Origin of the sequence: Amycolatopsis sp. NPDC051045 (assembly GCF_040682955.1) — a bacterium.
In the GTDB taxonomy this organism is placed as follows: Bacteria; Actinomycetota; Actinomycetes; order Mycobacteriales; family Pseudonocardiaceae; genus Amycolatopsis.
Window position 1 is genome coordinate 15,876 of the sequence record NZ_JBFBCC010000040.1, and the last position, 24,240, is coordinate 40,115.

The 24,240-nt window shown below is 69.2% G+C and carries 18 protein-coding genes; 12 read left to right on the forward strand and 6 right to left on the reverse strand.

Annotated elements, in window-relative coordinates; genetic code table 11:
* Nucleotides 1-18: 18 nt before the first annotated feature.
* The 3 genes from AB0M80_RS42290 to AB0M80_RS42300 form a co-directional block, all read right to left on the reverse strand.
* Entirely contained in the window at nt 19-7,527 is a 7,509-nt protein-coding gene (locus AB0M80_RS42290; RefSeq protein ID WP_364576185.1) for a SpvB/TcaC N-terminal domain-containing protein, read from the reverse strand.
* Nucleotides 7,528-7,692: 165 nt separating this feature from the next.
* Entirely contained in the window at nt 7,693-7,914 is a 222-nt protein-coding gene (locus AB0M80_RS42295) for a pentapeptide repeat-containing protein (protein ID WP_364576186.1), read from the reverse strand.
* Between the two features lie 391 nt (nt 7,915-8,305).
* A complete protein-coding gene (locus tag AB0M80_RS42300; protein ID WP_364576187.1) occupies nt 8,306-8,653 on the reverse strand; it encodes a hypothetical protein in 348 nt (115 codons plus the stop codon).
* An 81-nt stretch (nt 8,654-8,734) separates the two neighbouring features.
* On the opposite strand from AB0M80_RS42300, the gene AB0M80_RS42305 reads away from it, so the two are divergent.
* Nucleotides 8,735-9,868, forward strand: a complete 1,134-nt coding sequence (locus AB0M80_RS42305; protein ID WP_364576188.1) for an IS630 family transposase — start codon at nt 8,735-8,737, stop codon at nt 9,866-9,868.
* An 11-nt stretch (nt 9,869-9,879) separates the two neighbouring features.
* Here AB0M80_RS42305 and AB0M80_RS42310 read toward each other — a convergent pair whose 3' ends face one another.
* Both AB0M80_RS42310 and AB0M80_RS42315 read right to left on the reverse strand, forming a co-directional pair.
* On the reverse strand, nt 9,880-10,458 hold the full coding sequence (locus tag AB0M80_RS42310; protein WP_364576189.1) for a dihydrofolate reductase family protein: 579 nt from the start codon (nt 10,456-10,458) through the stop codon (nt 9,880-9,882).
* Nucleotides 10,459-10,485: 27 nt separating this feature from the next.
* Nucleotides 10,486-11,289 carry an alpha/beta hydrolase gene (locus tag AB0M80_RS42315; protein WP_364576190.1) on the reverse strand — a complete coding sequence of 268 codons (804 nt, stop codon included), beginning with the start codon at nt 11,287-11,289 and terminating at the stop codon, nt 10,486-10,488.
* A gap of 101 nt (nt 11,290-11,390) precedes the next feature.
* On the opposite strand from AB0M80_RS42315, the gene AB0M80_RS42320 reads away from it, so the two are divergent.
* From AB0M80_RS42320 to AB0M80_RS42370, 11 genes are all read left to right on the forward strand, one after another.
* On the forward strand, nt 11,391-12,065 hold the full coding sequence (locus AB0M80_RS42320; protein WP_364576191.1) for a TetR/AcrR family transcriptional regulator: 675 nt from the start codon (nt 11,391-11,393) through the stop codon (nt 12,063-12,065).
* A 138-nt stretch (nt 12,066-12,203) separates the two neighbouring features.
* The gene (locus tag AB0M80_RS42325) at nt 12,204-12,695 is read left to right on the forward strand and encodes a hypothetical protein (RefSeq protein WP_364576192.1); all 492 of its coding nucleotides are present in this window, start codon (nt 12,204-12,206) and stop codon (nt 12,693-12,695) included.
* A 333-nt stretch (nt 12,696-13,028) separates the two neighbouring features.
* Nucleotides 13,029-13,247 carry a helix-turn-helix domain-containing protein gene (locus AB0M80_RS42330; protein WP_364576193.1) on the forward strand — a complete coding sequence of 73 codons (219 nt, stop codon included), beginning with the start codon at nt 13,029-13,031 and terminating at the stop codon, nt 13,245-13,247.
* 138 nt (nt 13,248-13,385) lie between these two features.
* The gene (locus AB0M80_RS42335; protein WP_364576204.1) at nt 13,386-14,393 is read left to right on the forward strand and encodes a DDE-type integrase/transposase/recombinase; all 1,008 of its coding nucleotides are present in this window, start codon (nt 13,386-13,388) and stop codon (nt 14,391-14,393) included.
* 31 nt (nt 14,394-14,424) lie between these two features.
* Nucleotides 14,425-15,213, forward strand: coding sequence for an IS21-like element helper ATPase IstB (gene istB / locus AB0M80_RS42340; protein WP_364576195.1), 789 nt, complete (start codon nt 14,425-14,427; stop codon nt 15,211-15,213).
* The gene (locus tag AB0M80_RS42345; protein ID WP_364576196.1) at nt 15,203-15,580 is read left to right on the forward strand and encodes a hypothetical protein; all 378 of its coding nucleotides are present in this window, start codon (nt 15,203-15,205) and stop codon (nt 15,578-15,580) included. The genes istB and AB0M80_RS42345 overlap by 11 nt, the downstream gene beginning before the upstream one ends.
* Nucleotides 15,581-16,118: 538 nt before the next feature.
* Nucleotides 16,119-16,685, forward strand: coding sequence for a hypothetical protein (locus AB0M80_RS42350; RefSeq protein ID WP_364576197.1), 567 nt, complete (start codon nt 16,119-16,121; stop codon nt 16,683-16,685).
* A complete protein-coding gene (locus AB0M80_RS42355) occupies nt 16,657-16,938 on the forward strand; it encodes a DUF3883 domain-containing protein (RefSeq protein ID WP_364576198.1) in 282 nt (93 codons plus the stop codon). The genes AB0M80_RS42350 and AB0M80_RS42355 overlap by 29 nt, the downstream gene beginning before the upstream one ends.
* Complete coding sequence (locus tag AB0M80_RS42360; RefSeq protein WP_364576199.1) at nt 16,935-17,732, forward strand: hypothetical protein; 798 nt, start codon at nt 16,935-16,937, stop codon at nt 17,730-17,732. Before AB0M80_RS42355 ends, AB0M80_RS42360 begins: the two co-directional genes overlap by 4 nt.
* Complete coding sequence (locus tag AB0M80_RS42365; protein ID WP_364576200.1) at nt 17,674-19,710, forward strand: hypothetical protein; 2,037 nt, start codon at nt 17,674-17,676, stop codon at nt 19,708-19,710. The genes AB0M80_RS42360 and AB0M80_RS42365 overlap by 59 nt, the downstream gene beginning before the upstream one ends.
* Entirely contained in the window at nt 19,707-22,580 is a 2,874-nt protein-coding gene (locus AB0M80_RS42370) for a DUF499 domain-containing protein (protein ID WP_364576201.1), read from the forward strand. Before AB0M80_RS42365 ends, AB0M80_RS42370 begins: the two co-directional genes overlap by 4 nt.
* 230 nt (nt 22,581-22,810) lie before the next feature.
* Here the strand turns inward: AB0M80_RS42370 and AB0M80_RS42375 are convergent, their stop codons facing one another.
* The gene (locus tag AB0M80_RS42375; RefSeq protein WP_364576202.1) at nt 22,811-22,990 is read right to left on the reverse strand and encodes a hypothetical protein; all 180 of its coding nucleotides are present in this window, start codon (nt 22,988-22,990) and stop codon (nt 22,811-22,813) included.
* Between the last annotated feature and the right edge of the window lie 1,250 nt (nt 22,991-24,240).

Below are 24,240 nucleotides of genomic sequence, written 5' to 3' on the forward strand. Positions count from 1 at the left end.
GTGGTGTCGAGCGGTGGATCAGAAGCCGAGCGTGTCGATCAGGAACCAGGCGACCTTGTTCTCGTTCTTGTAGGCCGGTTTGCTCGAGCTGTCCGGGATCACGTAGGACGCCGCCTTGTCGACCGTCTCGAGCTGTTTGGCGATCCCGTTGGACGGTGAGAGGTCCACGCCGACGGTGGCCATCGACGCCTTCTCGATGCCCTTGTCGACCAGGCCGCCCACGGTGTAACCGGCCGTGAACGACTCGCCGACCGGGCCGAAGTACACGGCGACGCCCGCCGCGAGGTCGCCGGTCGCCACCAGCCGGTCGCTGTTGTTGTGGGCGGTGGCGAGGTCGACCACCGCCACGCCGACGCCGAGCGGCTTGGCCACCTCGCCGAGCACGCGCACCACAGGCGCGGCCACCTTGATCACCGGCGCGGCCACCTTGACGACCTTGGAGCCGGTGCTGACGATCTTGCTCAGCGCGCCGACCTCCTTGGTCACCGTGGCGGCGTCCTTCACCAGTGGCGCACCGGTCTTGATGGCGTTGCCGACCGTCTTGGTGTCCTTCACGACGTCGCCCACCAGGCCGGCGTCCTTGGCCACCACGTTCGCGTCCTTGGCCACGTCGACCGCCGTGTTGGCGTCCTTCACCACGTCGGCGACGGCGTTGGTGTCCTTGGCCGCGGCGCCGGTGCCCTTCCCGAGCGCGGCCGCGTCGTCGGCCAGAGCGGCGGGCTTGGGCGCGGCGACCTCCGTCGGCGGCGCGGCCGTCTCGACCGGCTTGGGCGCGTCCACCGGCTTGGCCGCGGGTGGCGTGCCGCCGCCGTCGGGCTTGGGGGTGCTGACGTCCAGCTCCAGCTGCTCGGCAGGTTTCGCCGCGGGCGCGGCGGGCTTGTCGAAGTTGAGCTCCACCTGCTCGGCCGGCTTGAGGGTCGGCGCGGGTTCCTTGCCCAGGTCCAGCTTCAGCTGCTCCCCCAGCTGCGGCTGGGTCGCGGGCGGCGCAGGCTGGAAGCTCTCGGGCAGGTTCTTGCCCGGCAGGTCCGGCTTGATCCCACCGACCTCCGGCTGCTGCAGCGTCGGGTTGCGGACGCCCTTCTTGGCCCCGGGGTAGAGGCCGGTCTCGGAGTCCCGCTTGAGCGCGCCCTTGGCGGTGGCCTCGTTGATCGCGGCCTTGTCCGACGTGGCGCCCTTGCTCCGGTTCCAGGCGCTGTTCTCGACACTGACCGGGGTCGTCTCGCCCGGCTTGACCAGCGCGAACGGCTTCTCCTGGTGCCCGATGTCCCATTCCTTCGGGCCACCCCACAGCTTGTGGATGCCCTCCAGGTAGTCCGTGAGCGGTTTGGTGAACCCCGGGGTGGACGCCGTCGCGGTCGCCCGGCCCCACAACGCCCTGGCCTCGCTGAACCACATCTGCATGTCTTCTTCGCCGATCAGCCCGGACGGGTCGGTGTGGCGCAGCGGGTTGTTGTGCACGTAGGCGTAGCGGTTCACGCCGTCGGCGAGACCGGCCAGGTCGGGGCTGAGCCAGCGGCCGAGCCAGCAGGCGTAGTAGCGCGCGCCGAAGCTGTAGAGCCCGGTCTCCTCGTCCTTCTCCTTGCCGAGGTAGCGGTAACGCTTGGTGCTGACCGCCGCCGCGCCGCGCGCGAGCCACAACGACGTCGTGCCGAACGGGTGGTACTCCTCGTAGGAAAGCACCACACCGGACTCGTCGCACTCGACCGCGCCCGACCCGGACTTGTCGCTGAGCTGGTAACGCAGCAAAGGCGTCCGGTTCGAGCCGGGGTTGTCGGTGTCGACCGTGATCGTCTCGATCAGCACGGCCTGGCGGTCCCCGTTGGCGATCCGCAGCGAGCGCCGTTCGAAGACCAGCGTGCCCGCGCGGTAACGCCGGAACACCTCGTGGTTGCCGAGGTACAGCCGTTCCTCGCGCAGGCCACCGAGTCGTTGCCAGACCTTGCGCACCCGGTTGCCGCTGCCGTCGTGGTGGAACGTCACCGCGCCGCCGCCGCCGAGGTCGGCGCTGACCAGCTTGCCCGAGTGGTTCCACACCATGGCCGTCATCCCGGGCATCGCGACGACGTTGCCACCGGGGTCGTGGCCGAACACCGCGCTGTACGGCCCGGCGGCGGCATCGCCCGGTACCGAGTGCGCCGCGAGCCGGTTCGTGCCGGGCGCGTACTGGTAGTGCCGGGTCCAGGTGCTGGACGGGCTGGCGTGCGCGAAGCCGGTGATGTTACCGGCCTGGTCGTAGCCGTAGGTCTCGGTGTAGGTCCGCACAGCGTTGACATCATGGGGATGCGGCACCGCGGGCAGGGCCGGTTCCCGGATGTCCGGCTGCATGCCGAGGCTCGCGTGCTCGCGGCCGGTGGCGGTGCGCAGCCGGTAGGTCGGGTCGTAGGTGAACTGCCCGCCCGGAGTCACCACGGCGCCCGCGAAGAACACCGACTGCGCCGCGTTGTCGGTCGTCTGCACGACGTTGCCGACCGGGTCGTAGGTGTAGCCGAGGTCCTGCAGCACGGTCGCCCCGAGCCTGCTGGACAGGCTGGTCAGCCACTGCGACGCGGGGTCGAACGCCATCGTGCTGGTGACGCCGTTGCCATACGTCACCAGGGTTTGCCTGCGATGCGCGTCATAGTCGATCTCGGTGACCACTGGCTTGTCCGCCGCCGCACCAGGGAGCCGGATGGCCACCGAACGGAGCAGCCCGCCCGCGCCGTAGCCGTAGCGCACCTCTGCACCGTCCGGCTGGGTCTGCGTGACCGGACGGTGCAGTGCGTCGAAAACCGTTGCGGCACCGAAGGTCTCGGTGTCGAGTACGCCGGCGGTCATGCCGTCGAGGCTCGCCGGCGGCGCCCCGGGGAGCGCACCCCAGTCGGCCGTCCCCGGCGTGCGCAGCAGCCTGCGCTCGCCGGACACGAGGTTGCCGACGAGGTCGTAGCGCTCGGCCGTGGACAGACCCACCTCGTCGTAACGCCGGTGCGCCTGCCCAACCAGGTAACGGCTCACCGCCTGCGCGTGGTGCTCGCCGTAGACCGTGTATTCGATCAGGGTGTCCGCCGCGTCGCCCGGATCGCGGCGCAACACCTGGGTCGCCCTGCCGAGCAGGTCGTAGCGGACGGTGACCCGGTGCCCGGTCGCGGCCCAGTGCCGCAGCTCGCGCCCCAAGGCGTCGGGCAGCGCGCGCTGCTCCCCCGCGTCGATGCTCCGTGTGCGCAGGACCCGGCCGGCGGGGTCGTTGAGCTGTTCGCCCGCACGTACGCCCCGGGTGTCGTCGACGGCGACCGCCGTGCCGGCGATGTCGAGGTACGTCCGGGTTTCGTAGACGCCGTCGGGGCCGTTGTCCGCCCGGGTGCGTACGACCCGGCCGAGTGCGTCGCACAATGCTACTGACGGCGTGCCGGCATGCGCCGCGGCCAGTGCGGCCGCCCGCGCCTCGGCCGGGCTCACCCCGCCGCCGGTGCGGACCGCGAACCAGTCGCTGGTCAGCACCGTGTCGTTGCGATCGGACTCCACCTGCTGCCACGGCCCGACCTCGGTGCTCGAGTACGTGCCGTCCGGGTAGTCGGTCCGGATGACCCGGCCGAGCGGGTCGTACCGCCTTGTCTGGCTGAGGGCTCGCTTCACCAGGGCGTCGGCGGTGTCGAAACCGGCGTCGACGGCGAAGTACGGCTCGTACTGCTCGACCGCGAGGCCCTTGTTGTTGAACACGGTCCGCCCGGTACCGACCCAGCGCGGGGTCGCACCGGTGTCGGTCAGCACCACACCACCGGCTCCGTCGCCGGCCCACGCCTCGCCCGGTTCGGCCTGCACCTTGGTCATCGCGACCCGGGTCAGGCCGTCGACGTACATCCGTTGCGCCTGCCACGGGCTCGCGGCGTCACCACGGCGTTCGCGCCGCTCGGTGTGCGTCCACGCGGGCCCGGTCCCGGCACGCCACGAGCCGGATTCGTAGTGGTGCACGGTGTTCGGCAACGCGTCGGTGTCCCCGCTGCCGTCCGGCGCGATCGACCACTCCGCCCTTACCCGCCCGAGCGGGTCGAACGCCACGCTGTGCCGCACCCCGTGCGGATCGGTGAGCTCGCGCGCTGCGAGGGTCACGTAGTCGTTGGCGACCTGGGTCGCGTTGAGCGACAACGGCCCCGCTGTCGACGCGCGCACGACCGTGACCTGCAACAGATGGCTGTCGTAGTCGACCGTCGAGTTGTTGCCGAACGGGCTCACGTGCCGGACCGGCAGGTAGCAGCGCGCGCTGTCGTAGACCCGGATGCCGTCGCCCGCCCACCACCGGCCGCCGCTCAGCTCGTAGCCGCCCTCTCCGGTGAGCATCGCGGGCGTCACCTCGCCGCCGTACACATCGGCGACCAGCTGCGGCGTCAACGCGAACTTCAGCACCCGGCGCGGCAACGCCCGCGTACCGATCTGCCCCGGCGGCAACGCGGCCGCGAGCGCGTCGTCCCAGAACTCCGAGTGCGCGGCGCTGATCAGCCTGCGCTGCGCGGTGCCCGGCGTGACCGGCTCGGCGTAGTCGCGATCGGGCAGCATGGGCAACGCGGCCGCCAGGTCGGCAACGGCGTAACGGCCGGGCACAGGCACCGGGATGCCGGTGATCTCGTAGTCCCACGACCCGGTCGGCACCGAGACCCGGTGCGCCACCGCGTCGTCCACAGTGGTCAGGTTGGTGCGCGACCAGCCGATCAGGACCTGGTTCTGCTCGTCGATCTCCGGCACGCGCCGCGGATAGGCGACGGTGGCGATCGAGGTCCGCGCGCCGCGGTCGTCCACCCCGATGGTCAGCTCGTGGGTGACCCTCGGGTCATCGGTGGTGCCTTCGTAGTGAGCGGTCATCGACTCCAGCGTTTCCACCCGGAACACGCCCGGACGGCCACCGTGCGCGGGTTGCAGCTGCCGGGCCCGCATCCGGGTCGTGGTCACCGAGATCGGCGCGTCGCTGACACCGTCGTCGGCGTACAGCTCGGTGCGGTGCCCCTGCCCGGCCAGCGCCCGTACTGCCTGCCTGAACTCGACCGCGCCGGTGACGCCCGCGAGGTCGTGCCCGTCAAGGTGCAGCGCGGCCGGATCGCCCGTGAAGACGCCGTCCGGGTCGCTGTCCGGGCCGCCGTTGTGGAACCACTCGACTGTGCGGACGGGCGGCAGGTCGAGCGGATTCCCGCCGGCTGCAACGGTTTCCGCGTCGAGCGTCTCGACCCGGGCGAAGCCGCGCAGTTCGCGTTCGACGGGGTCGAAGTACCCGTCGCGGTAGTGGAAACTGCGCACCGATTCGGTGCCCGCGACGAGGTCGGTGACCCGGAGCTCGGTGACCACCTGGGCCGCGCTGGCCAGCCGGGTCCGCCACGGCGTCCCGGCTCTGCGGTCGGCCAGTTGCAGCTGCGCGCTGGACCCGTACGTGACGTTTGTGCGCGCGCCCAGGTTGTTGACGACCCGGCTGAGCTGCCATGGGCGTCCCGCCGCGGCCAGGTCGAGGTAGCGGGCGCGCGGGCCGGCCGGGCTCGACGTCGTCCACAGCAGGCACGGCGTTCCCGCGCCGAGCACGTCGAGCACGCGCAGCTCGTCGAGCGGACCGACCGGCGGGGCGATCGGGAGCCGCTCGGGCGCGGCCCAGCTCGTGCCGGACCTGTTGGTGTACCTCGTGATTCCACGGTCGCCCAGGTACAGCAAGTCGGCGGTGCCGGTGCCGTCGAGGTCGGCCAGGCGCACCCGGCGCAGGTCGAAGTGCTCGGCGTCGTCGAACGGCTCGCTGCCACCCATCGTCACGCGGGCGCCGAACCGGCCCCAGCCGAGGTTCGGCCAGTAGTCGACCGTGCCGTTGCCGACCCGGACCAGATCGGCCAGCCCGCCGCCGGACATGTCCGCGGTGAACCAGGCATGCCCGCTGTCGGCGGCGGGCGGGCGTGGCCCGGCGGCGTCGGTGGCCGCGGTCGGGATGCGGCGCGCCGGGCCGAAGCCGTCGCGGCCGGTGCCGGACGTCCAGCGCAGCTCGTCGGGTCCGCGCAGCACGAGGTCGGCGAACCCAGTGCCGTCGAGGTCCATCCGGTCCAGGGCCGGATCGGTCAGCTCCTGCACGGCACGCGCGGTGAACGGCCGCCACGGCTCCCAGGTCCCGTCGGGACGGCGGATCGCGGACCCGACCGGCACGCCCGACTCGGACACACTGGCCAGCCGGCTGCTGCCGTCGATGTCGCGCAGGCCGTCAGTGCCGGCGCCCGGCGGCAGCTCGGCCACCGCGACCGGCGGGGCGAACGCGCCGCCGCCGAGCGGACGCTGATACGTCCAGCCGCCCGCCGCGCTCGCGAGGATGCCCGGCAACCCGTCGCCGTCGAGATCCAAGAACTGCACGTGCGCACCCGCCGGGACCTCGGTCATCGCGAGGTCGGCCAGGGCCGTCGCGGGCTGCGCGGTCGTGTAGGTCAGCTCGACGGGCGGCAGGTCGGCGCGGTCGTAGCCAGCGCCGTTCCACCGGTAGCCGGCGTGGGTCACCGCGGTCAGCCGGGTCGCCACGGCGTCGCCGGCGTGGGTCAGCTCGAGCGTGCGCACCAGCCGGGGCGTCGGACCGGGACCGAGATCGGCGCCGAAGTCGTGGAACATCATCAGCCGGCCGCACAACCGGTAGGTGCGCAGCTCGTAGCCCGGGTGGTAGTCGGAGTAGGCGTCCGGGCGGGCGGCCCAGGTGCGGGCCTCGCCGGCGCCGAGGTCGTGCTCGCCGTAGTCGAAGACGACCGTCAAACGGGTGCTTGCGGCATCGCCCGGCACGGCGTTGCCGTAGCGGATCCGTTTGAGGTATCGGTTGGCCTGCGGTGGCGCGGTGGGCGTCAGGCGGTGGCGTTCGCCGGGCTGGTCGACGACGTTGGCGGTGTCCTCGCGCTTGTACTCGTGCACCGCGACGTTGCCGAGGTCGTCGCGCACTTCTTCCAGCAGCCACTGGTAGACCCGCAGCTGCCCGGCGGGGTCGGCCGGATCGCTGATCCGGGCGGCCGCCGAACGCCCGAAGATCCTGGTCACGTTCCCTGCGTCGACCGTCCGCCAGAACACGGTCCCGCCCGCGGTGTCGGTACACCGCTCGATCCGGGTCCGCGTGTCGTCGGTCCGCGGCCGGAACCGCTCGACCCGGTGCGGCACGCCGTCGATGGGCACGGTCTCGACGTAGGGCTTCCACCCGGCACCGTCCTGCACCAGCAATGGCACCAAATCGCCGAATCCGGACAAACCGAACGTGTCGGCGTCGGTGTAGGTGGGCAGCTGCGTGGTGAGACTGCGCGAAACGCTCAGCACGGCGACGTCCCAGCCCCACCCGAACACCGAACGACGGCCACCGGAGGCGTAAGCCAGCGCCACCTCGGCCGAGCTGGCGCCGCGCCCCGGACTGGCAGCGAACGGAATCGTCAGCGAGAGGCCGCCGGTGTGCGTGTGCACGTCGAGGCGCTCGCCGATGCCATGCGCGGCAAGACCGCCCTTGGGCAGAGCGGGGGCAGGCAGGAAGCCCGCCCCTGGCCCCGCCCCAGCCGACGGTGCCAGCCCAGACGACATTGCTCACCCCGTCAGCGCAGTCGATGTGTCATGGTTATCGCCGCGCGCCCGGCCCCCGTTACGGGTCCGAGCAAGGCAAGGATCCTGCGACGTCGTCCGTTTGGACGTGACCGCCCGAAACCGCGCCCTGAGAACGCCTGTGCCATCGGGTCTCGGTCGCCGTCTTCACTTCGCCGGGCCGAGCTCATTCAGGCTCGGAGTGCCTCCCGGTTCGTCGCGCTCAGTTGGATCGAATGCGCGCCCCTTGCAGGTCGCCCCGACGAACCTGGCGCCGTCGGCGAACGTCGTCCTGTGGAACCTGGCGGCGCCGGCGAACGTTACCCAGTCGAACCCGGCATAGCCGGAGAACACCGCCCTGTCGAACGCGGCGACACCGGTGAACGTCACCCCGCCGAGGCCGGGCAGACCCCTTCGCGTTCTCGCAGCTGAGGCTCGCGGGCTTGGGCGTCGGGGCGCGGAGTCGGCGGTCGAGGGGTAGTCGTTGATCGCAGCAGCGGGCGGCGTACGCCCAGGGGGCGGGGCCTGTTGGTCTCCGGCGAGGGCGTAGAGGCCGCCGTGGCGGACCGCGGCCTGCGGGGAGCCAAGTTGCTCGACTGCCTTGAGGCACAGCTCAGTCAATCGCCGCGCGGCCGAATCATGCTCTTGGTGGGCGAGGGTGCGTTCAGTGGAGTGCTGGCGCCTCCAGGACGGTACAGCGCCACGACCCCGCCACTGCCGACCGCGACGCTTAGCCGACCTTCAGCGCGTCCAGCCGCGCGGACACTAGTAGTCGCGCCCGTTAGTTCGTCGGGGGTTGCAGCCAGGCGGTGTAGTCGTTGAGGTAGAGCCCGCAGGCGCAGTCGAGTGCTTCCTGCGAGGTGCCTGAGGGGTAGCCGCTGGGCAGGTAGGAGTCCTCGTAGTCGTCGTGGCTGGCGCGGTAGATGGCGAAGCCCCAGGTGGTGGCGGATCCGGTGTAGCGCAGCCGGAACAACGGCATGGTCGTGCCGTCGGAGAGGTGGCCGGTGACGTAGGCGAACGCGCCGCGATGGCGGACGGTGACATCACCCAGCTGGGGCCAGCGTTCCTGCGCCCGGGCCAGCAGACGCTGACGCAGGGAGGTCTTGGTCGACTCGGGCGGGACAGCCATGCGGTCCATGGTGCCCGATACCGTCACACCCCACATAGTTGATCTTCATGGGGGTGTCGTGTGGGGCCATGCAGCCTGTACGTGGTCGTCCTCGGCGAGACCGACCGGCAGGCGCTGGAAGCCCTCGCGCGGCGGGGCTGTGCCGAGCATCGTCAGGTGCTGCGGGCGCGGATCGTGCTGGCCGCCGCTGATGGTGAGCGCAACGCGGTGATCGCCCGCCGGCTGGCCACCACCGACGACACCGTCCGCAAATGGCGCGGGCGGTTCTGCCGGCATGGCATGCCGGGCCTGGCGGACCGGCCTCGCAGTGGGCGGCCGCGGGTCTTTCCCGCCACCGTGGTGGCCGAGGTCAAGGCGCTGGCCTGCGAACCACCCGCTCACGTCGGTGCCGCCCTGGCCCGGTGGAGCTGCCCAGAGTTGGCCCGTGAGGCCGTCGGCCGCGGCGTCTGCGAGCGGGTGTCGGCGTCCACGGTGCGCCGGTGGCTGTCCACCGACGCGATCAAGCCGTGGCAGCACCGGTCGTGGATCTTCCCCCGGGATCCGTACTTCGCGGTCAAGGCCGCCAGAGTGTTCGACCTGTACGCCCGGCCTTGGGAAGGGGATCCCTTGGACACCAACGATTTCGTGATCAGCGCGGACGAGAAGCCGGGCATCCAGGCGCGTCCGCGTATCCATCCCAGCCTGCCGGCCGGACCTGGTCGGGCGATGCGGGTCGAGCACGAATACGCCCGCCGGGGCACCCTGGCCTACTTCGCCGCCTACGATGTGCACCACGCTCGGGTGTTCGGACGCTGCGAGGACACCACCGGCATCGTCCCGTTCGCCAGGCTCGTCGAGCAGGTCATGACCACCGAGCCCTACGCCTCGGCCCGGCGGGTGTTCTGGGTGGTGGACCAGGGCGCCTCCCACAAGAACTGGGCCGCCGCGGACCGCATGTCCAAAGCCTGGCCCAACGCGCACATGGTGCACCTGCCCGTGCACGCCTCCTGGCTCAACCAGGTAGAGATCTACTTCTCAGTCGTGCAACGCAAAGCGCTGACACCCGACGACTTCCGCGACCTCGACGACGTGACCGAGCGGCTTCTGTCCTTTCAGGACCGATACAACCGCACAGCCCAACCTTTCGACTGGACATTCACGCGTGACGACCTCAACCGGCTACTGACCCGCCTCGGTCGTCACGATCATCACACACCTCCACCACTGGCGGCATAACCCCCGACGAACTAACGGGCGCGACCACTAGCGGCCCGCTCGAACGTCGTGACCATGATCCCCTCGCCCACCGTGAGCGCGTCGATGAGCCGCCAGCGCGACATGTCGCTGGTCCGTTCGATCAGCCGCCGCCCGGTGCCGAGGACGACGGGGAACATCATGAGGTGCAGCTCATCGACCAGGTCGTGCTCCACCAGGTCCTGGACGAGCTGGATGCTGCCCGGCACCTGGATTTCGCCGTCGAACCGCTCCTTGAGCGTCGTGACTTCGGCGATCACGTCACCCGCCAGCACCGTGGTGTTGTTCCACGCCGGATCCGTGAGCGTGCTCGACACGACGTACTTGGGCATGCTGTTGTACTTGTCGCCCAGCTCGTCGTCGACGTGCGGCCAAGCCCCGGCGAACGACTCGTAGGTGCGACGCCCGATCAGCAGCGCGTCGGCGCCCAGCGCCTCCTCGACCTTGAAGCGCTCACCGTCGTCCCCCCGGTCGAAGGCGAACGTCCAGTCCTTGTGCACGAAGTCCTCACCGGCCGGGGCCTCGACGACCCCGTCCAGCGAGACGAACTCCGTGACGACGATCTTCCCCATCCCGACTCCCTCCCTCGTTGCTACTGTTCAGTGGTCCTGGACGAACTGCCGGATCGCCGGGGCGAGCACGTCGGCAGCGGCCGTGTGGTTCTCCCCCGGCACGACCTGCAGCGTCGCCTTCGGCAGCACTTCCGCGGCCGCCCGCGCACCCGTGATCAGGAACGGGAACGTGTCATTGCCGTGCACGACCATGGTGGGCACGGCGATCCCCACCCACCGGTCGGTCGGCAGCGGCTTGCCCTGCATGACATCGCACACGACCCGCCCGTCGTAGGCGATGGTCGGCGCGACCGCCTCCAGGACGGGCCAGTACTCGCTCTGGCGCATGTCGGCCACGAACTCGGGAGGCATGCCGACCGCTGCGGTCATAAACAACTTGACCGCGTCGCCTGGCCGCCCGGCGGCGCAGGCCGTCTCCAGTTGCTCGACGTAGTCGGTCGGCAGGGGCGAGCGGGCGTCGTCGACCACGAACGGCGGCTCGAACGCGACGAGGTGAGTGACCGGCAGCCCGGCCGCGACAGCGTCCATGCACAGGATCGAGCCGGAGGACCAGCCGAAGAGCACTGCGGTTCCGCCGGCCTCCGCGATGATCGCGGCGAGGTCGTCGATCTCGCGCTCGACGGCGTAGGGCAGCGTGTCGGTGCTGCGTCCGCGGCCGCGCCGATCGTAGGTGTACACGCGGAAGGTCTCGCTCAACGCCTCGGCAAGCGAGACGGTATCCGGGCTGACCGCCGGGTAGGCCGTAGCGCCGTCCACGAGGATCACCGGCTGGCCGCTGCCCCGGACCTCGAAGTGGATTGTCGTGCCGTCCTTGCTTTGCACTGTTCCCATGGCTCTTCTCCGTGTTCGCAGGTTCGATCGGAACGAGACCGTACAGTACTCACACAAGAACGAGACTGTCTAGTACGCTGTGGGCAGCCGGGAGGAGGACCATGGATCAACAGGCATCGGGCGCCGGGATCGACAGCGAACTCGAGACGAGGCTGAAGGAGGGCCGCACGGCCCGTAAGCGACGCGCGATCCTCGCCGAAGCGGCGGGGGTGTTCCTACAGCACGGCTATCTGGGCGCGAGCATGGACGAGGTGGCCGCGCGGGCCCGGGTCTCCAAGCAGACGGTCTACAGGCAGTTCGCCGACAAGGAGCACCTGTTCGCAGAAGTCATCCTCGGCAGCAACGCGCAGCTCGGCGCTCGCCTCGCCACGCTCTACGGAGCGCTGGACGAGGCGACGGACGCCGCCACCGCGCTGCGCGATCTCGCGCGCCGGTTCGTCGCCGACATCTGCGAACCCGAGGTGATCCAGCTCCGCCGGCTCGTCCTCGCCGAGGCCGACCGGTTCCCCGCCATCTCCGGCGCGTGGTTCGAGCACGGCTTCCAGCGCTCGCTGGTGCTGCTCGGTGAGGCGCTGTCCCGGATGGCCGACCGCGGTCTGCTGCGCGAGCTCGCCGACCCGACCCTCGCCGCGTACCACTTCGCCGGCCTCGTCATGTACAAGCCGATGAACCAGCTGATGTTCGCCGGCACCGAGGCCCGCCCGGACGACGGTGAGTTGACGAGGATCGCCGACCGAGCGGCGGAGGTGTTCCTCACGGCCTACGGCCCTGCTTGAGCTGATCGACCAGGCGCGGCCCGGCAGCAGCCAACCACCAACCTCGCCCGCGACCGGCCACACGACCCCCTCCTACGCACAGACGGCACAACACTTCTGCACGGACTAGTCGCGGACCAGTCACCGAGCGCTACAACAGTGCAAGAATTCCAGGCAGAAGCGAACGCCCTCTCATGGGCTGACCGCGCAATTGAGTCGCGCACGTTCCTGCTCGTACGGGCGACGCGCATCGTCGCGCGCTGCGCGGTTGCGGCAGCCATCGCGGACACCGACCAGCGGCGTGGCCAGGCGCTGGCTGATCTGGATGACCAGCGCGAGGCCACGTGGAGGGAGCGGGCGCTCAACGCCGAGGACGCCCTCAAGACCGCCAATGCCGAGATTCTCAACCAGCGTAGTCGTATCGGCGAACTGCTCGGCCAGATCCGCGACCTGCAAGCTGAATGGACCGAGGAAGCCATCCAGCGGATCACCACGGAGAACACCACCCTCAAACAACGCGTCCGCCAGCTCACCGCCGACAACCGCACCCCGGAGGAGCGCCTGACGGCCGCCCGCTCGAACCTGCGCTTCCAGGACCGCCGCGTCGCCGACTTGGAGGCCAAACTCGCCGATCCGACCACGCTGACCTGACCACGACGCTCCACTTCGCCCGAGCCCGGCCACCGACCCCGGTGGCCGGACCATGTCGGCCTACGCACAAATGTTCCCAGCTATGTACGGTCAACATGCCGTGCTGGTTGGTGTTCGTTCGCCAGGCGAACTACCGGTCAGCGACTACTTAAGACTGGGCCGCAGGATCAGGTCCGGCCAGACGCTGGTCTGATGGTGCTCTCCGAATAGGGCCAGTCCTGCTCTCTGAAGTTCCCCAGTTGGGGTGTCCTGTCGGCGCGTCGTTCGCGCTGGTCAGCGGCCTCCGGGTGACGGTTTCGGTGTTGATCACCGTGACCGTGGCCGGAGGCGTGGATGCTCACTCTGGAGGAAGACGTGGAGGCGCAGGCGCTGCGTGCTCAGGGCTGGTCGGTCTCGGCGATCGCGCGACATCTCGGGCGTGATCGCAAGACGATCCGCCGCTACCTGTCCGGCGAGGTGGTGCCGGGCAAACGCCGGCCGGCGGGGCCGGACCCGTTCGAGCCGTTCATCGCCTACTGCCGCGCCCGGCTGGCCGACGACCCGCATCTGTGAGCGGCGACGCTGCTGGAGGAGGTCACCGAGCTCGGCTACCAGGGCGGCTATTCGACGTTCACCCGCGCGCTGCGCCGCTATCAGCTGCGCCCGCACTGCGAACCGTGTCAGGCGTCCCGCGGCCGTGACGTCGCGATCATCACCCACCCGCCGGGCGAGGAAACCCAGTGGGACTGGCTGGAGCTGCCGGATCCACCGGCGGGCTGGGGCGCCAGGAAGCAGGCACATCTGCTGGTCGGCGTGCTGGCGCACTCGAGCAAGTGGCGCGGCATCCTGGCCGATACCGAGGACTTCCCGCACCTGATCGAAGCCCTCGACGCGGTGGCCCGGCGCCTGGGCGGGGTGACCCAGGTCTGGCGCTTCGACCGGATGGCCACGGTCTGCCACCCCGCCTCCGGCCGGATCACGGCCGCGTTCGCGCAGGTCGCGAAGCATTACGGGGTCCGCTCGGTGACGTGTCCGCCGCGGCGCGGGAACGGCAAGGGCGTGGTCGAGAAGGCCAACCACTCGGCCGCGCAGCGCTGGTGGCGCACCCTCGGCGATGACGTCACGATCGCCGAGGCCCAGGCCGGGTTGGACCGTCTCGCGGCCAAGCTCGACAGCCGTCGCCGGGTCCTCGACGGCGAGCGCACCACCGTCGCCGGCCTAGCCGCTGCCGAGCGGCTGCATGTCCCGCCGTTGGTCGCGTTCCCGGCCGAGTTCGACCTGCCCCGGACCGTCACACCGCAGGCGCTGGTCGCCTTCCGCGGCAACTCCTACTCCGTCCCGCCCGGGCTGGGCGGCGCGCAGGTTCAGGTCCGTCACCGGCTCGGCGCGGACGTGCTGCGGATCGTCACCGAGGGCGGCGCGACGGTCGCGGTCCACCACCGCGCTCCGGACGGGGCCGGGCGGGTCGTCCGCGATGACGGGCACGTGATCGCGCTCGACCACGCCGCGATGGTCGCGTTCAGCACCGACCGGCCCTGCACCCACAAGACGCGCCGGCCGCCGTCGGCGGCGGCGTTGGCCGAAGCAGCACGACTGCGCGGCCTGCCCGCGACGGGGCCCGCGGCTCACGTCGTGATCGACCTGGCCACCTACGCCGCCACCGCGGCGAAACTGGCCAGCGCACCCACCCATGAGTCCTATGAGTCCGAGGAGGACTGATCACTTGTCCGGAAACCGTTCAGGGCCACAGATGAGCGAGGCCCGCCGCTATCAGCAACTCCGTTCGCACTTCTCCTACCTGAAGCTCGACAACGCCGCCGAGGCCCTGCCCCGCATCCTCGACCAGGCTCGCGCGGAGAACCTGTCGATGACCGCGGCGCTGGAGCGGCTGGTGGAAATCGAGGTCAACGCCACCGAAGAACGCCGCCTCGCCGGCCGGTTGCGGTTCGCCTGCCTGCCCGATCCCTGGACCCTGGCGGACTTCGACTTCGCCGCCCAGCCCGGGGTCGACGAGAAACTCATCCGCGACCTGGCGACGCTGCGGTTTCTCGATGATGCCTCGAACGTGTTGTTCGTCGGGCCGCCCGGGGTCGGCAAGACGATGCTCGCCACCGCGCTCGCGCGCGGGACGGCCGAGGCCGGCAACCGGGACTACTTCACCACCGCGGCCGACCTCGCCGCTCGCTGTCACAAGGCCGCGGTCGAAAGGCGTTGGCAGACCTGCATGCGGTTCTTCGCCGGGCCGAAGCTGCTCGTGATCGACGAGCTCGGCTATCTGCCGTTGCCCGGCGACGGGGCCTCGGCGTTGTTCCAGGTGATCAACCAGCGTTACCTGAAGTCGAGCACGATCTTGACGACGAACGTCGGCATTGCTGACTGGGCAACGGCTTTCGGGGACGCGACCGTCGCGGCGGCGATGCTGGACCGGTTGCTGCACCGGGCGACCGTCGTCGGCATCGACGGCCCGTCCTATCGGCTCCGGTCGCATCAGTCCACATCGGACAAGTTGCGGAAGGCGGTGAACGCGCATGTCTCCTGACTCGAGCGACCCGGACTACAACGCGACCCGCAAGACCTGCCCGATCTGCTGGGAAGCGTTCGTCGCGACCGGCCGGCAGGCCAAGACCCGGCTCTACTGCTCGCGCCAGTGCAAACGCACCGCGGCCGCACGCCGGGAGGTCGAGCGCACCACACCCGCCTCGGCTACTGCCAGGCCCTTCGGGGCACCGCCTCCGGCGGCGACCCCGTCGGCGCCTGCGGCGCCGCTGCCGCACATCGCGGCCCAACGGGACTGCCCGCACTGCGGCGGTCCGGTCACCATCGTCGCGCTGCTCACCACCCCCGAAGCCGCCCGGCCGCAGATGCCCGTCGCGGCACCCGACGGAGTGATCCCGCTCCGCCGCTGACACCGGCTACGCTGCACTCCTCAGCTGGCCCATTTCGGAGAGCATGGCTGGCCCATCTCGGAGAGCGCCATCAGGTCCAGGTGCTCGGTGAGTCGCTCGCTCACAGCGGCTGCTCGCCGGCGTCATTGGTGTGGCTCTCTCATGGCATGCGTCTCACCGAGCACCGCGCGAGGAGAGGCTGGAAAGGGGCCTGCCCGGCTCGAAGTAGCGGTGCCCTCCTTGCTGACATCGTCGCGTCACACCTGACGGCATGGCGGATATCGGCCAGGGGCCGGTGCCCGCACCCTCGGTTCGGCGGTCTTGGTGGGTGTGTTTCCGATGGGCCTGACAGCTTGCGCAACACCGCCATCGTCGAAAGTCCGACCGTGAACGGGAAGGTGCACCGCGCCGCGGCCCGCTGCCCTGGTGGTGTACAACCACCGGATGATGTCGGCCCTCGAACTCCCGGTACTGACCGGAGAACTCGTAGTGCTCGTTCCCAACCGGCTCCGGGCACTCGCAGGCGAAGCCATGTCAACCATAGGGACGGCAGGGTCAGGTGCCCAAGGCCCTGTTCCGCTCGACGGCACGACACCGATCAAAGTTCGAGATCGCCTGGGAGTCGCTGATGACCCTGTGCTCGAACGTCGTTCCAGCCGCGGGACATGCGCCGGCATTGGCACCCGCAGTGCGGACCGAGGGATTGGCTCAGGCGCGAGCGGCGCTGACGCGCGAGGTCGAACGGGTCCGCGCCGAGCGCGCTGCCTGGGTCGAGAAAGCCTTCGAGCAGCTCGACCAGGTCGAATACCGCTACCTTGACGAACTCGACGAGCTGCCGGCCGACGTCCGGGGCGAGCGGCGCAAGTCGTTCGAAGAACTCAAGGCTCTGCGGCGTCGGCAACTCGAGGACATCGGAAAGGTCACCGGCACGCCGTTGAGGCTCGCGGGCTGGGCGCAGGTCACAGCCGGCGCGCGAACAACGGAACTCGGCTACGACCCCGACAGCGAAACGGTCGCGATCGCGACCGTTTCTCGACGAGCTGGAGCGGTTCGGCTACGTCGTCGACGATCGGCAGACTGCCGGGGTCGGCTACGACTTGTTCGCCCATCACCCCCAGACCGGTGAACAACGGCTGGTCGAGGTCAAGGGCCTGCTGAACGGCCTCGAAGCCATCTGGCTCGAGCAGCACGAGTGGGCGCAGGCCCAGCAACGTGGCGAGGACTACTGGCTGTACCTGGTGACGAACTGCTCGACGGCGCCCCAGGTGGTGCTGCGTGCGCAGGACCCGGCTGGCCGGCTGGCCGCCGGGCCGCGGCGCATCGAACGATTCCGCATCCGGGTGACCGAGCTGCGGCGCATGATGAAGGGTGAACAGTGAGCAGCAGGAAGAGCGCGCGGGACACGCCCACCGACGTGCGCGAGCGGTTGATCGACCACTGGTTCCCCTGCGCGGTCGTCGACGCGGCAGTGGGTTCGCCCGCGGGATCCGGCCGGAACGAGAAGGCGATCTTCCCCTGGTTCGCATCCCGGCCGATCGCTCAGGCTCGCGCGGCAGTGCTGGCAACGCTGCTTCCGAACGACGCGGCTTTGCGCCCCTGGGTCGAGCAAGCCGTTCGGGAGGGGGCGCCTGGCGCCTTCGACCGGCTCGCTGAAGCGGTCCGGAGGAACTACGGAGGCCGTGCTCCGGTCATGGTCGACATGTTCTCCGGCCGGGGAATCATTCCGTTGGAAGCCGCGCGGCTCGGCGCGAGCGCCGTTGGCACCGATCTGAGTCCTGTCGCGACGTTCGCCGGACGGCTGCTCGCCGACTGGGCGATGCGGGATTGGTCGGGTGAGGCCCTCCTGCCGTTCACGTCCGGCAAGGCCACTGCCCGCACCCTTGTCGGCCAGGACCGCTTGATCGACGACGCCCAGCTGTTTCACGAGGAAATCGGTCGCCGAACTCGGGAGAGCCTCGCCCAGCACTACCCGCTCAACCCGGACGGCCGACCCCCTTTGGGGGTATCTGTGGGCCGTCTCCATGCCCTGCGACCAGTGCCGGCGTCGTTTTCCGCTGATCGGAAGCTACACACTGCGTCAGCCGTACCGGCGCACCCGAGATGCTGGGCAGTCGATGAGCCTGGTGATCAGCGGCGATTCCTGGCGTGTCGAAGTCATCGAGGGAACCCTTGACGATCGACCGACGTACGCCTCGGCCGGCCGAAAGGGCAAAAGCGCCCGTTGCCCCTTCTGCGGTCACCTGCACAGCCTCGAGACGGTCAAAGCCAAGGGGTTCGCCGGGCAGTACCAGGACGAGCCGCTTGCCGCGGCCGACTTCGACAGTGGTGACAAGAACACCAGGAAACTCTTCCGCGCCCTGCGTGACGACGAACGGAAAGCGGCGCAGGCGGCCGATCCGGCCGTGCTGCCGAAGGCCGGCCGACTGTCGGCCATCCCCGACGAACAGGTCCCCAGCGGCAACGTTCACACGGTGATGGCGAGCGGCTATGGCTACACGGGTTACGGACAGCTCATGTGCGGCCGGCAGACGCTGATGTTCGGCACGATAGCCGAGGTGATTCGCACCTGCCACCAGGAGATGCTGACGGCCGGCGTCTCGGCCGACTACGCCGGTGCCCTCGCGGGGCTCGCCGCCGCGACGTTGACGCGGCTGCTGAAGCACGCCACCCGCGGCGCACGACTGCGGCCACACGGGAAGCCCGACGGCTCTGCTCAGAATCGGGTCCAGATCGACCACATTTTCACCAATGAGGCCAGTTTGGCGTTCCAGTTCGACTTCTTCGAGGCCGGTATCGGAGAAGGCCCCGGCACTTGGGCCGGGCTGACCAAGACGGGACTCGGCCCGCTCGCCGCCCACCTCCGCGGCCGGCGCGGTGGATCGGCACGGTTCCGATGTGCTGACGCGATGGCCCTGCCCTTCCGCGACGGAACCGTGGATGCGGTCGTTACCGACCCGCCGTACTACGACATGATCGAATATTCGGATGCATCCGACTTCTTCTACGTCTGGCTGCGGCGCGTTCTCGGCGAAATCCAGCCTGACCTGTTCGCTGACGCCATCGGCAGCAAGGTCGCCCCCGACCTGCAGAACAAGGACGACGAGATCATCGTCCGACGCGTCTACAACGGCGGTGTCCGGCACGATCGCGACTTTTACGAGCGATCGCTTTCCCGCGCTTTCCACGAAGCTCTCCGGATCCTGCGGCCGGACGGGCACCTTGTCGTGGTCTTCGGCCACTCCGATCCTGACGCCTGGCTGCGGCTGCTCGGCGCACTGCACGACGCCGGCTTTGTCGTCACGAGTTCGTGGCCCTCGCGCACCGAGACGTCCAACACCGGCGTGGCGAGTATCAAGGTCACGCTGACTATCGGCTGCCGGGTCGCGCCGCCACGGCGTTCGGTCGCCACCGCCGCACAGGTCGATCGCGAAGTCACCACTGCAGTCACGACCGCGGTCCGGCAGTGGGAGGCCGACGGGCTCGCGCTCACCGACCAGTTGATGGCCGCCCACGGCCCGGCGATGGCGGTGTACGGCCAGTACAGCGGCGTCCTGCTCCCCACTGGTGAGCCGGCAGGTCTGAATCGCTACCTAACGCTGGCCCGGACGGCGGTGCGTGACGCGAGCGCGGTGAAGATCGACGAGCTGCCGCTGGAGACCTTCGACGCTCCCACTCGGTTCGCCGTCTTCTGGCAGCGGCTGCACGGCCGGTCGGACGTCCCCAAAGGCGAAGCGCGGTTTCTCGCCCAGGCCGACAACCTAAGGCTTGAGGACCTGCGCGGGCCACTCCTGACCGAGAGCAAGAGCGGCTTCAAGCTGCGGTTGGACGCACCCGAGACGGTTACCGAACGCTCGTCCGCATTCGAGGTGGCCAGAGCCATGGCGAAGGCGTGGGACGACGGCGGCACCGAAGCGGTCGCCCGCGTCATGGCGATCGCCGATCGGCAGGCCAACGACGCCCACCTCTGGGCAGTGGTCGCCGAGATCGTCCGACAGCTGCCGGCCGGTGAACCGGCGGCGAAAGCCCTCACCGCGATCCAGCGCAACGCGACAACCATCGGAACCATGATCGGCCACGTGATCGCGGCAGCCGACGCAGAGACGGACATACGAGCACAGCTCACGCTGTCCTTCGGAGAGGACCGGCGATGACCACCCGCAAACCGGCCGCGCACTGGGCCGACGTCCTCCAGCTACGGCCCGAGGTGCGCACCTCGGACGGATCGATCGGTGAGCTGCAGATGAGCTTGCATAAGGCGGTCTACCAAACCGTCGACGTGCCTTACCGCAAGGTCGGCTACTACGGCGACATCACCGAGCCGACACCGAACCTGACCGGGTTCTTCGCCAGGGTCGCCCGCCGGCTGGGCACTGACGCCGAAGCGCCGGCACTGTTTCACCTGGACCAGGGCATGGGCGGCGGAAAGAGCCACGCCCTGGTCGGCTTGCATCATATGGCCACCAGCCCGAAGGAGTTCTTCGCGACTGATATCGGCCGGCAGGTGTACGCCGAATCCACCCGCGGCAAGACCGAAGTCGATCTCGCGGAGGCGGCAACCGTTACGCTCACCGCGGACTACTTCAGTCCGGGCTCTACCAGTGAGGTGTTCGGCCCGGCCAAGAACCTGTTCGAGCGATTCGTCTGGGCGCTCGTCGACGGCGACATGGACCGCTACCGGCGTCATGTCGCCGGCGGCCCGAACAAGAGCACCCTGCAACAGGCCTTGACCGACGCAGGCCGGCCGGTGCTGATCCTGCTAGACGAGTTGATGGACTACATCCTGCAGCTCTCCGACGTGGCCCGCATCGACTCGATGCCGAGCGAGAAAGCGTTCCTCAACGCTCTGATGGACGCTTGCGACGACGTGCCACGGGTGGCTTTCGTGGTCGTCATGATCCGCTCCGAGCTCGACGAGCGGGGCTACCCGCCGCAAGCCGCCGACTTCCGTGATTACGTCGCCGCGCGGCTGATCCGCAACGGCCAGACCGTCGCCGTCACCGAGGCGCAGGACTTCTCCGCGATCATCCGCCGCCGGCTGTTCGAACTGCCCGGCGCGAAGCTCCCGTTCCGGGACCTGGCACAGCGCTACGGTGCCGGCGCCGACACCGCGTGGCGCAAGAACGTCTTCGACAAACTCGGGGCCAACCGCGGCCTGTCAGGAGTCGAAGACCGGATCGGCTCCAGCTACCCGTTCCACCCGGAATTGATGCGGCTGGTCCGCGACGAGTGGTCCCAGGTCTCCGGCTTCCAGCGAGTGCGCTCGACCGTAGCGATCTTCGCTCAAACGGCCCTGCACTGGTCCTCCGAGCACCAAGCCGGCCGGTGGGCGCCACCGCTGATCGGGGTCGGCGACATTCCGCTGACCATGGCTCTCGAGCAGCTTCTCTCGTCCGGATTGCTCCTCGGCAACGACCGGGCCATCCAGGGGTACCGCGCCGTCGCGAACACCGACGTCACCAGTACCGATGGCCGAGGTGGTCGCGCGGTGAACGTCGATACCGCCCTTCGCCGCGACGGTGTCGCCGTCGGCCAGCCGGCGCCTGCGGTACGGATGGCGACCGCTCTGCTGTGTTATTCGATCGTCGGCCGTGGTCAAGGTCGCCGGGGTGCGACAAAAGCCGAGCTGCTCCACGCGATCTTCGGGCCGGCGGGCCAGCAGGTGCCGTACCCGGCCGCCGAAGAGGTGTTCAACAAGCTGACGGGCGAGGCCGAAGGCCTCGGCGCTTTGGAGGTGACTACACCGAACAACGCTCCGGCCCGGTTCCACCTGTCGATCAGGCAGACGTTGCGTATGTACTTCACGGCGGCGATGGCGATGGTCCCGCCGGCAGCTCGAGGTGAGCTGGTGTGGGAGCAGGCACAGGCTCTCGCGTCGAAGGGCGTCTTCGACCACTTGGTCCCCGTCGATCTCCCGGCCGACGAGCAACAGCCACTGGCGAAGGTGTTCGAAGGCATTGACAGTGCGTCGACCCGGCTGGTTCTCCTCGACCCCCGGCGCTGGACACTACTGAACGGCAAGGACACCGCGAGCAGAAGGGACATCACCGCACTACTCGGCCTGGGTGACCATCCCCTGCGCGTCGACAACGCCGCGAGTTGCGTCGTCGTTTGCGTGAACACCCAACGTCGGGAGATCGCTCTCAAGCGTGCGGCCGAGGTGCTTGCCTGGCGCGAGGTCATCGCGCAACTCACTGACGACACGGAACACGAACTGCAGGAAGCGCGTGCCAAGGAACACGAAGCGCTGACAAAGCTGAGACGTGACGTCGAGAGGGCGTACCAGCACTACGCCTACCTGGTTCGCGCCGGCGACCTGCACGTCGAGTACCGACGATTCGACGAAGAGTCCCGCACGGCGCTGAACGGCGGCCACGTGTGGACGGCCCTGCTCGAAGCCGGCCGCGCGACCCAGCCGGCCGGTCTTGCCGCCGACTACCTGGCCGCGTTGATCGGCGACTTCGACCGCACGCTCACTCCTCGCGAAATCGTCCAGGCCTTCTACAAGAACCCTGCGTTCCCTCTGGTCACGTCAACCGACGAAATCCGGCGCGTCCTGCACGAACTGATCTCCGGCGGGTGGGAACTCGTCGATGCCGACGGGGACTCGCTCGCCGTGTCGAGCGCTGACCAAATCGCGATCACGTCCATCAACCAGACGCTTCGGCGCCGCTCGTCCGAGCCGGAGGACGCGACCGGCGAGGACGCAACCGAAACTGTCCGCGGTGAGGAGCCTTTAGGCTCCTCAGCGAAACCGCCCTCGCCGCCGGCCTCCGACCCGACTGCATACAAGCGGTACCGGCTGCGGCTGGCCAACAGGAGCATCACCAGCCCCGACGCCCGTGATCGAGCCTGGCAGTTGCTCCAGGAGCTTCGCAAAGTCATGGACCCCACGAATTCGGCCGACCACCAGCTGCTCAGCCTGGATCTCACGCTCGTGACGGCCAAAGGCGACCAAGGCGCGATCGAGGCCAAAGGCGAAGCACTCGGCGCACAGATCACCGTGGAGGACGACGACTTTTAGAGCTCGGAAGACAAGCCCCGGCTCACCCGATGCGATTGGATCCACGCGTGCCGATGGACGTGAACGCCGGTATGGGCGACCTCCACGTTCCTTGGAACGCGAACGCCACTCGACAGCAGATCTTCAATCAAAGCCACAACGTCCTAGCGGGCCGGACAACCCGTCGAAGTCCGGCCATGGGCTCGTCTCGGATCAAGTACTGCCTCATCCTCCGCTCCGCGACTACGCGCTCACGTCGAGATCGACAGCAGGCCCACCACGTCCCCAGCCTCGCCGGTCACCTCGGCCTCTTGAGCACTCTTGGCCGCGTCTCGACCAGCAGAATCGGTCTCGGAGCCAGTCGCGCTGGCCTCGACCGTCGCGATCGTCGGTGGGCCGTCAACCGACAGGGGCCAGATCGACGCCGTCACCGCGTCCGCGCCAAACAGAGCACGAACTCACGCCCGTGGCGGTACGAGTCGCTCGCCACGCCGAGGACGACCAAGCCGGTACAGACACGCTGGACGGACAGAGCAAGGTTCGAGCAAGCCCGATCCCTGAGTCGCGTCATGGCCGGACCGCCGTACCCACGGAATCGCAGACTTACCCCTGCCCAGTAGCCGCGACTCTGGGGAACTGGCTTCAATTGAGGGTTCAGACCAGGCGAGACAGACCGGCAGATGCGAGCCCGAGAGCGCACGGACGCGACGGCAAACCCCGGCACAGGCCGCCACCGCCGCCACCCGACGACCGAGGAAACGACCTTGTCCGGCATCACTCGGCACCATCCGACACGGGCGAGTTGGGACCCTTAATCGGCGGGCGGCCGACTGAGCCGTGTTGGCCCGCAATCCGGGCACCGGCGAAGTCGGACATCAACTGGTGCCGCATCCACGGTTGATGACGTCAGCCGCAGCTTGGCTGTAGCTGATGCCGAGTCCTGTTGAGCGTCGCGCAGCAAGTTCGGCGTCCCATGGTGACGGCGTCGCAGCAGTAGCATCAAGACTGCTTCCCCAGGTGACCGAGCACGGAGGCCCCACCGTCTCGACCGTCCTCTGATGCCGAGACTCCGCCTTCCGGCCACCGTGGTGGGGCACCCGATGCTGCCGGCGGCCATGCGGGGCTGCGCGGACATAACGCCGAGTCCTCTGCGGACCAGGCAAGCAGTGCTCAGTCGAATCGGGCAAGGCAGTGTGGTTGCGCGTAGTGGAGCTGCAGCAGGATGAATGGGCTGCTCGCGGGCAGGTCGGCTAACTGCTTCAGAAAAGACGGCCTGTTCCTTCGCCCAGCCGGCATGGTTGCAGGTCAGCGTCGAAGTGCAGTCCGGTCCCCGCTGCGTTCGATCCCTACCCCAGCTCAAGAGCAAGCCATGATCCAATTTTCAAAGTGACGACGACTGCGGTCACGGCAAGACTGCGAGAACCTCGAGATCAGAGACAAGCATGTCTTGGCCCCGTCCCCGCACCGTACCTCCGGCGAACGTGCGACCTCGGCAGACGAGGCACCGAGCCCCGTGGCTAGGCCTATTCGCATCGACCAGACATACGCCGTGCACACCGTCAGCGACGCACCTGACACCGAGTTGCGGTAACTGTTCAGGTTATTTCGATTGTTGTTGGTAGCCAGGGGTTTCCGGTGATGGCGTCGCGGAGTGCGGTGATGATGTGGAGGCCGTTCTTGC

Coding starts and splice junctions, on each gene's coding strand:
- AB0M80_RS42365 (WP_364576200.1), top strand. CDS start 17,674: ATGAGCCTGGTGATCAGCGGCGATTCCTGGCGTGTCGAAGTCATCGAG.
- AB0M80_RS42370 (WP_364576201.1), top strand. CDS start 19,707: ATGACCACCCGCAAACCGGCCGCGCACTGGGCCGACGTCCTCCAGCTA.
- AB0M80_RS42315 (WP_364576190.1), bottom strand. CDS start 11,289: ATGGGAACAGTGCAAAGCAAGGACGGCACGACAATCCACTTCGAGGTC.
- AB0M80_RS42320 (WP_364576191.1), top strand. CDS start 11,391: ATGGATCAACAGGCATCGGGCGCCGGGATCGACAGCGAACTCGAGACG.
- AB0M80_RS42300 (WP_364576187.1), bottom strand. CDS start 8,653: ATGGCTGTCCCGCCCGAGTCGACCAAGACCTCCCTGCGTCAGCGTCTG.
- AB0M80_RS42310 (WP_364576189.1), bottom strand. CDS start 10,458: ATGGGGAAGATCGTCGTCACGGAGTTCGTCTCGCTGGACGGGGTCGTC.
- istB (WP_364576195.1), top strand. CDS start 14,425: ATGAGCGAGGCCCGCCGCTATCAGCAACTCCGTTCGCACTTCTCCTAC.
- AB0M80_RS42330 (WP_364576193.1), top strand. CDS start 13,029: ATGCTCACTCTGGAGGAAGACGTGGAGGCGCAGGCGCTGCGTGCTCAG.
- AB0M80_RS42290 (WP_364576185.1), bottom strand. CDS start 7,527: ATGTCGTCTGGGCTGGCACCGTCGGCTGGGGCGGGGCCAGGGGCGGGC.
- AB0M80_RS42345 (WP_364576196.1), top strand. CDS start 15,203: ATGTCTCCTGACTCGAGCGACCCGGACTACAACGCGACCCGCAAGACC.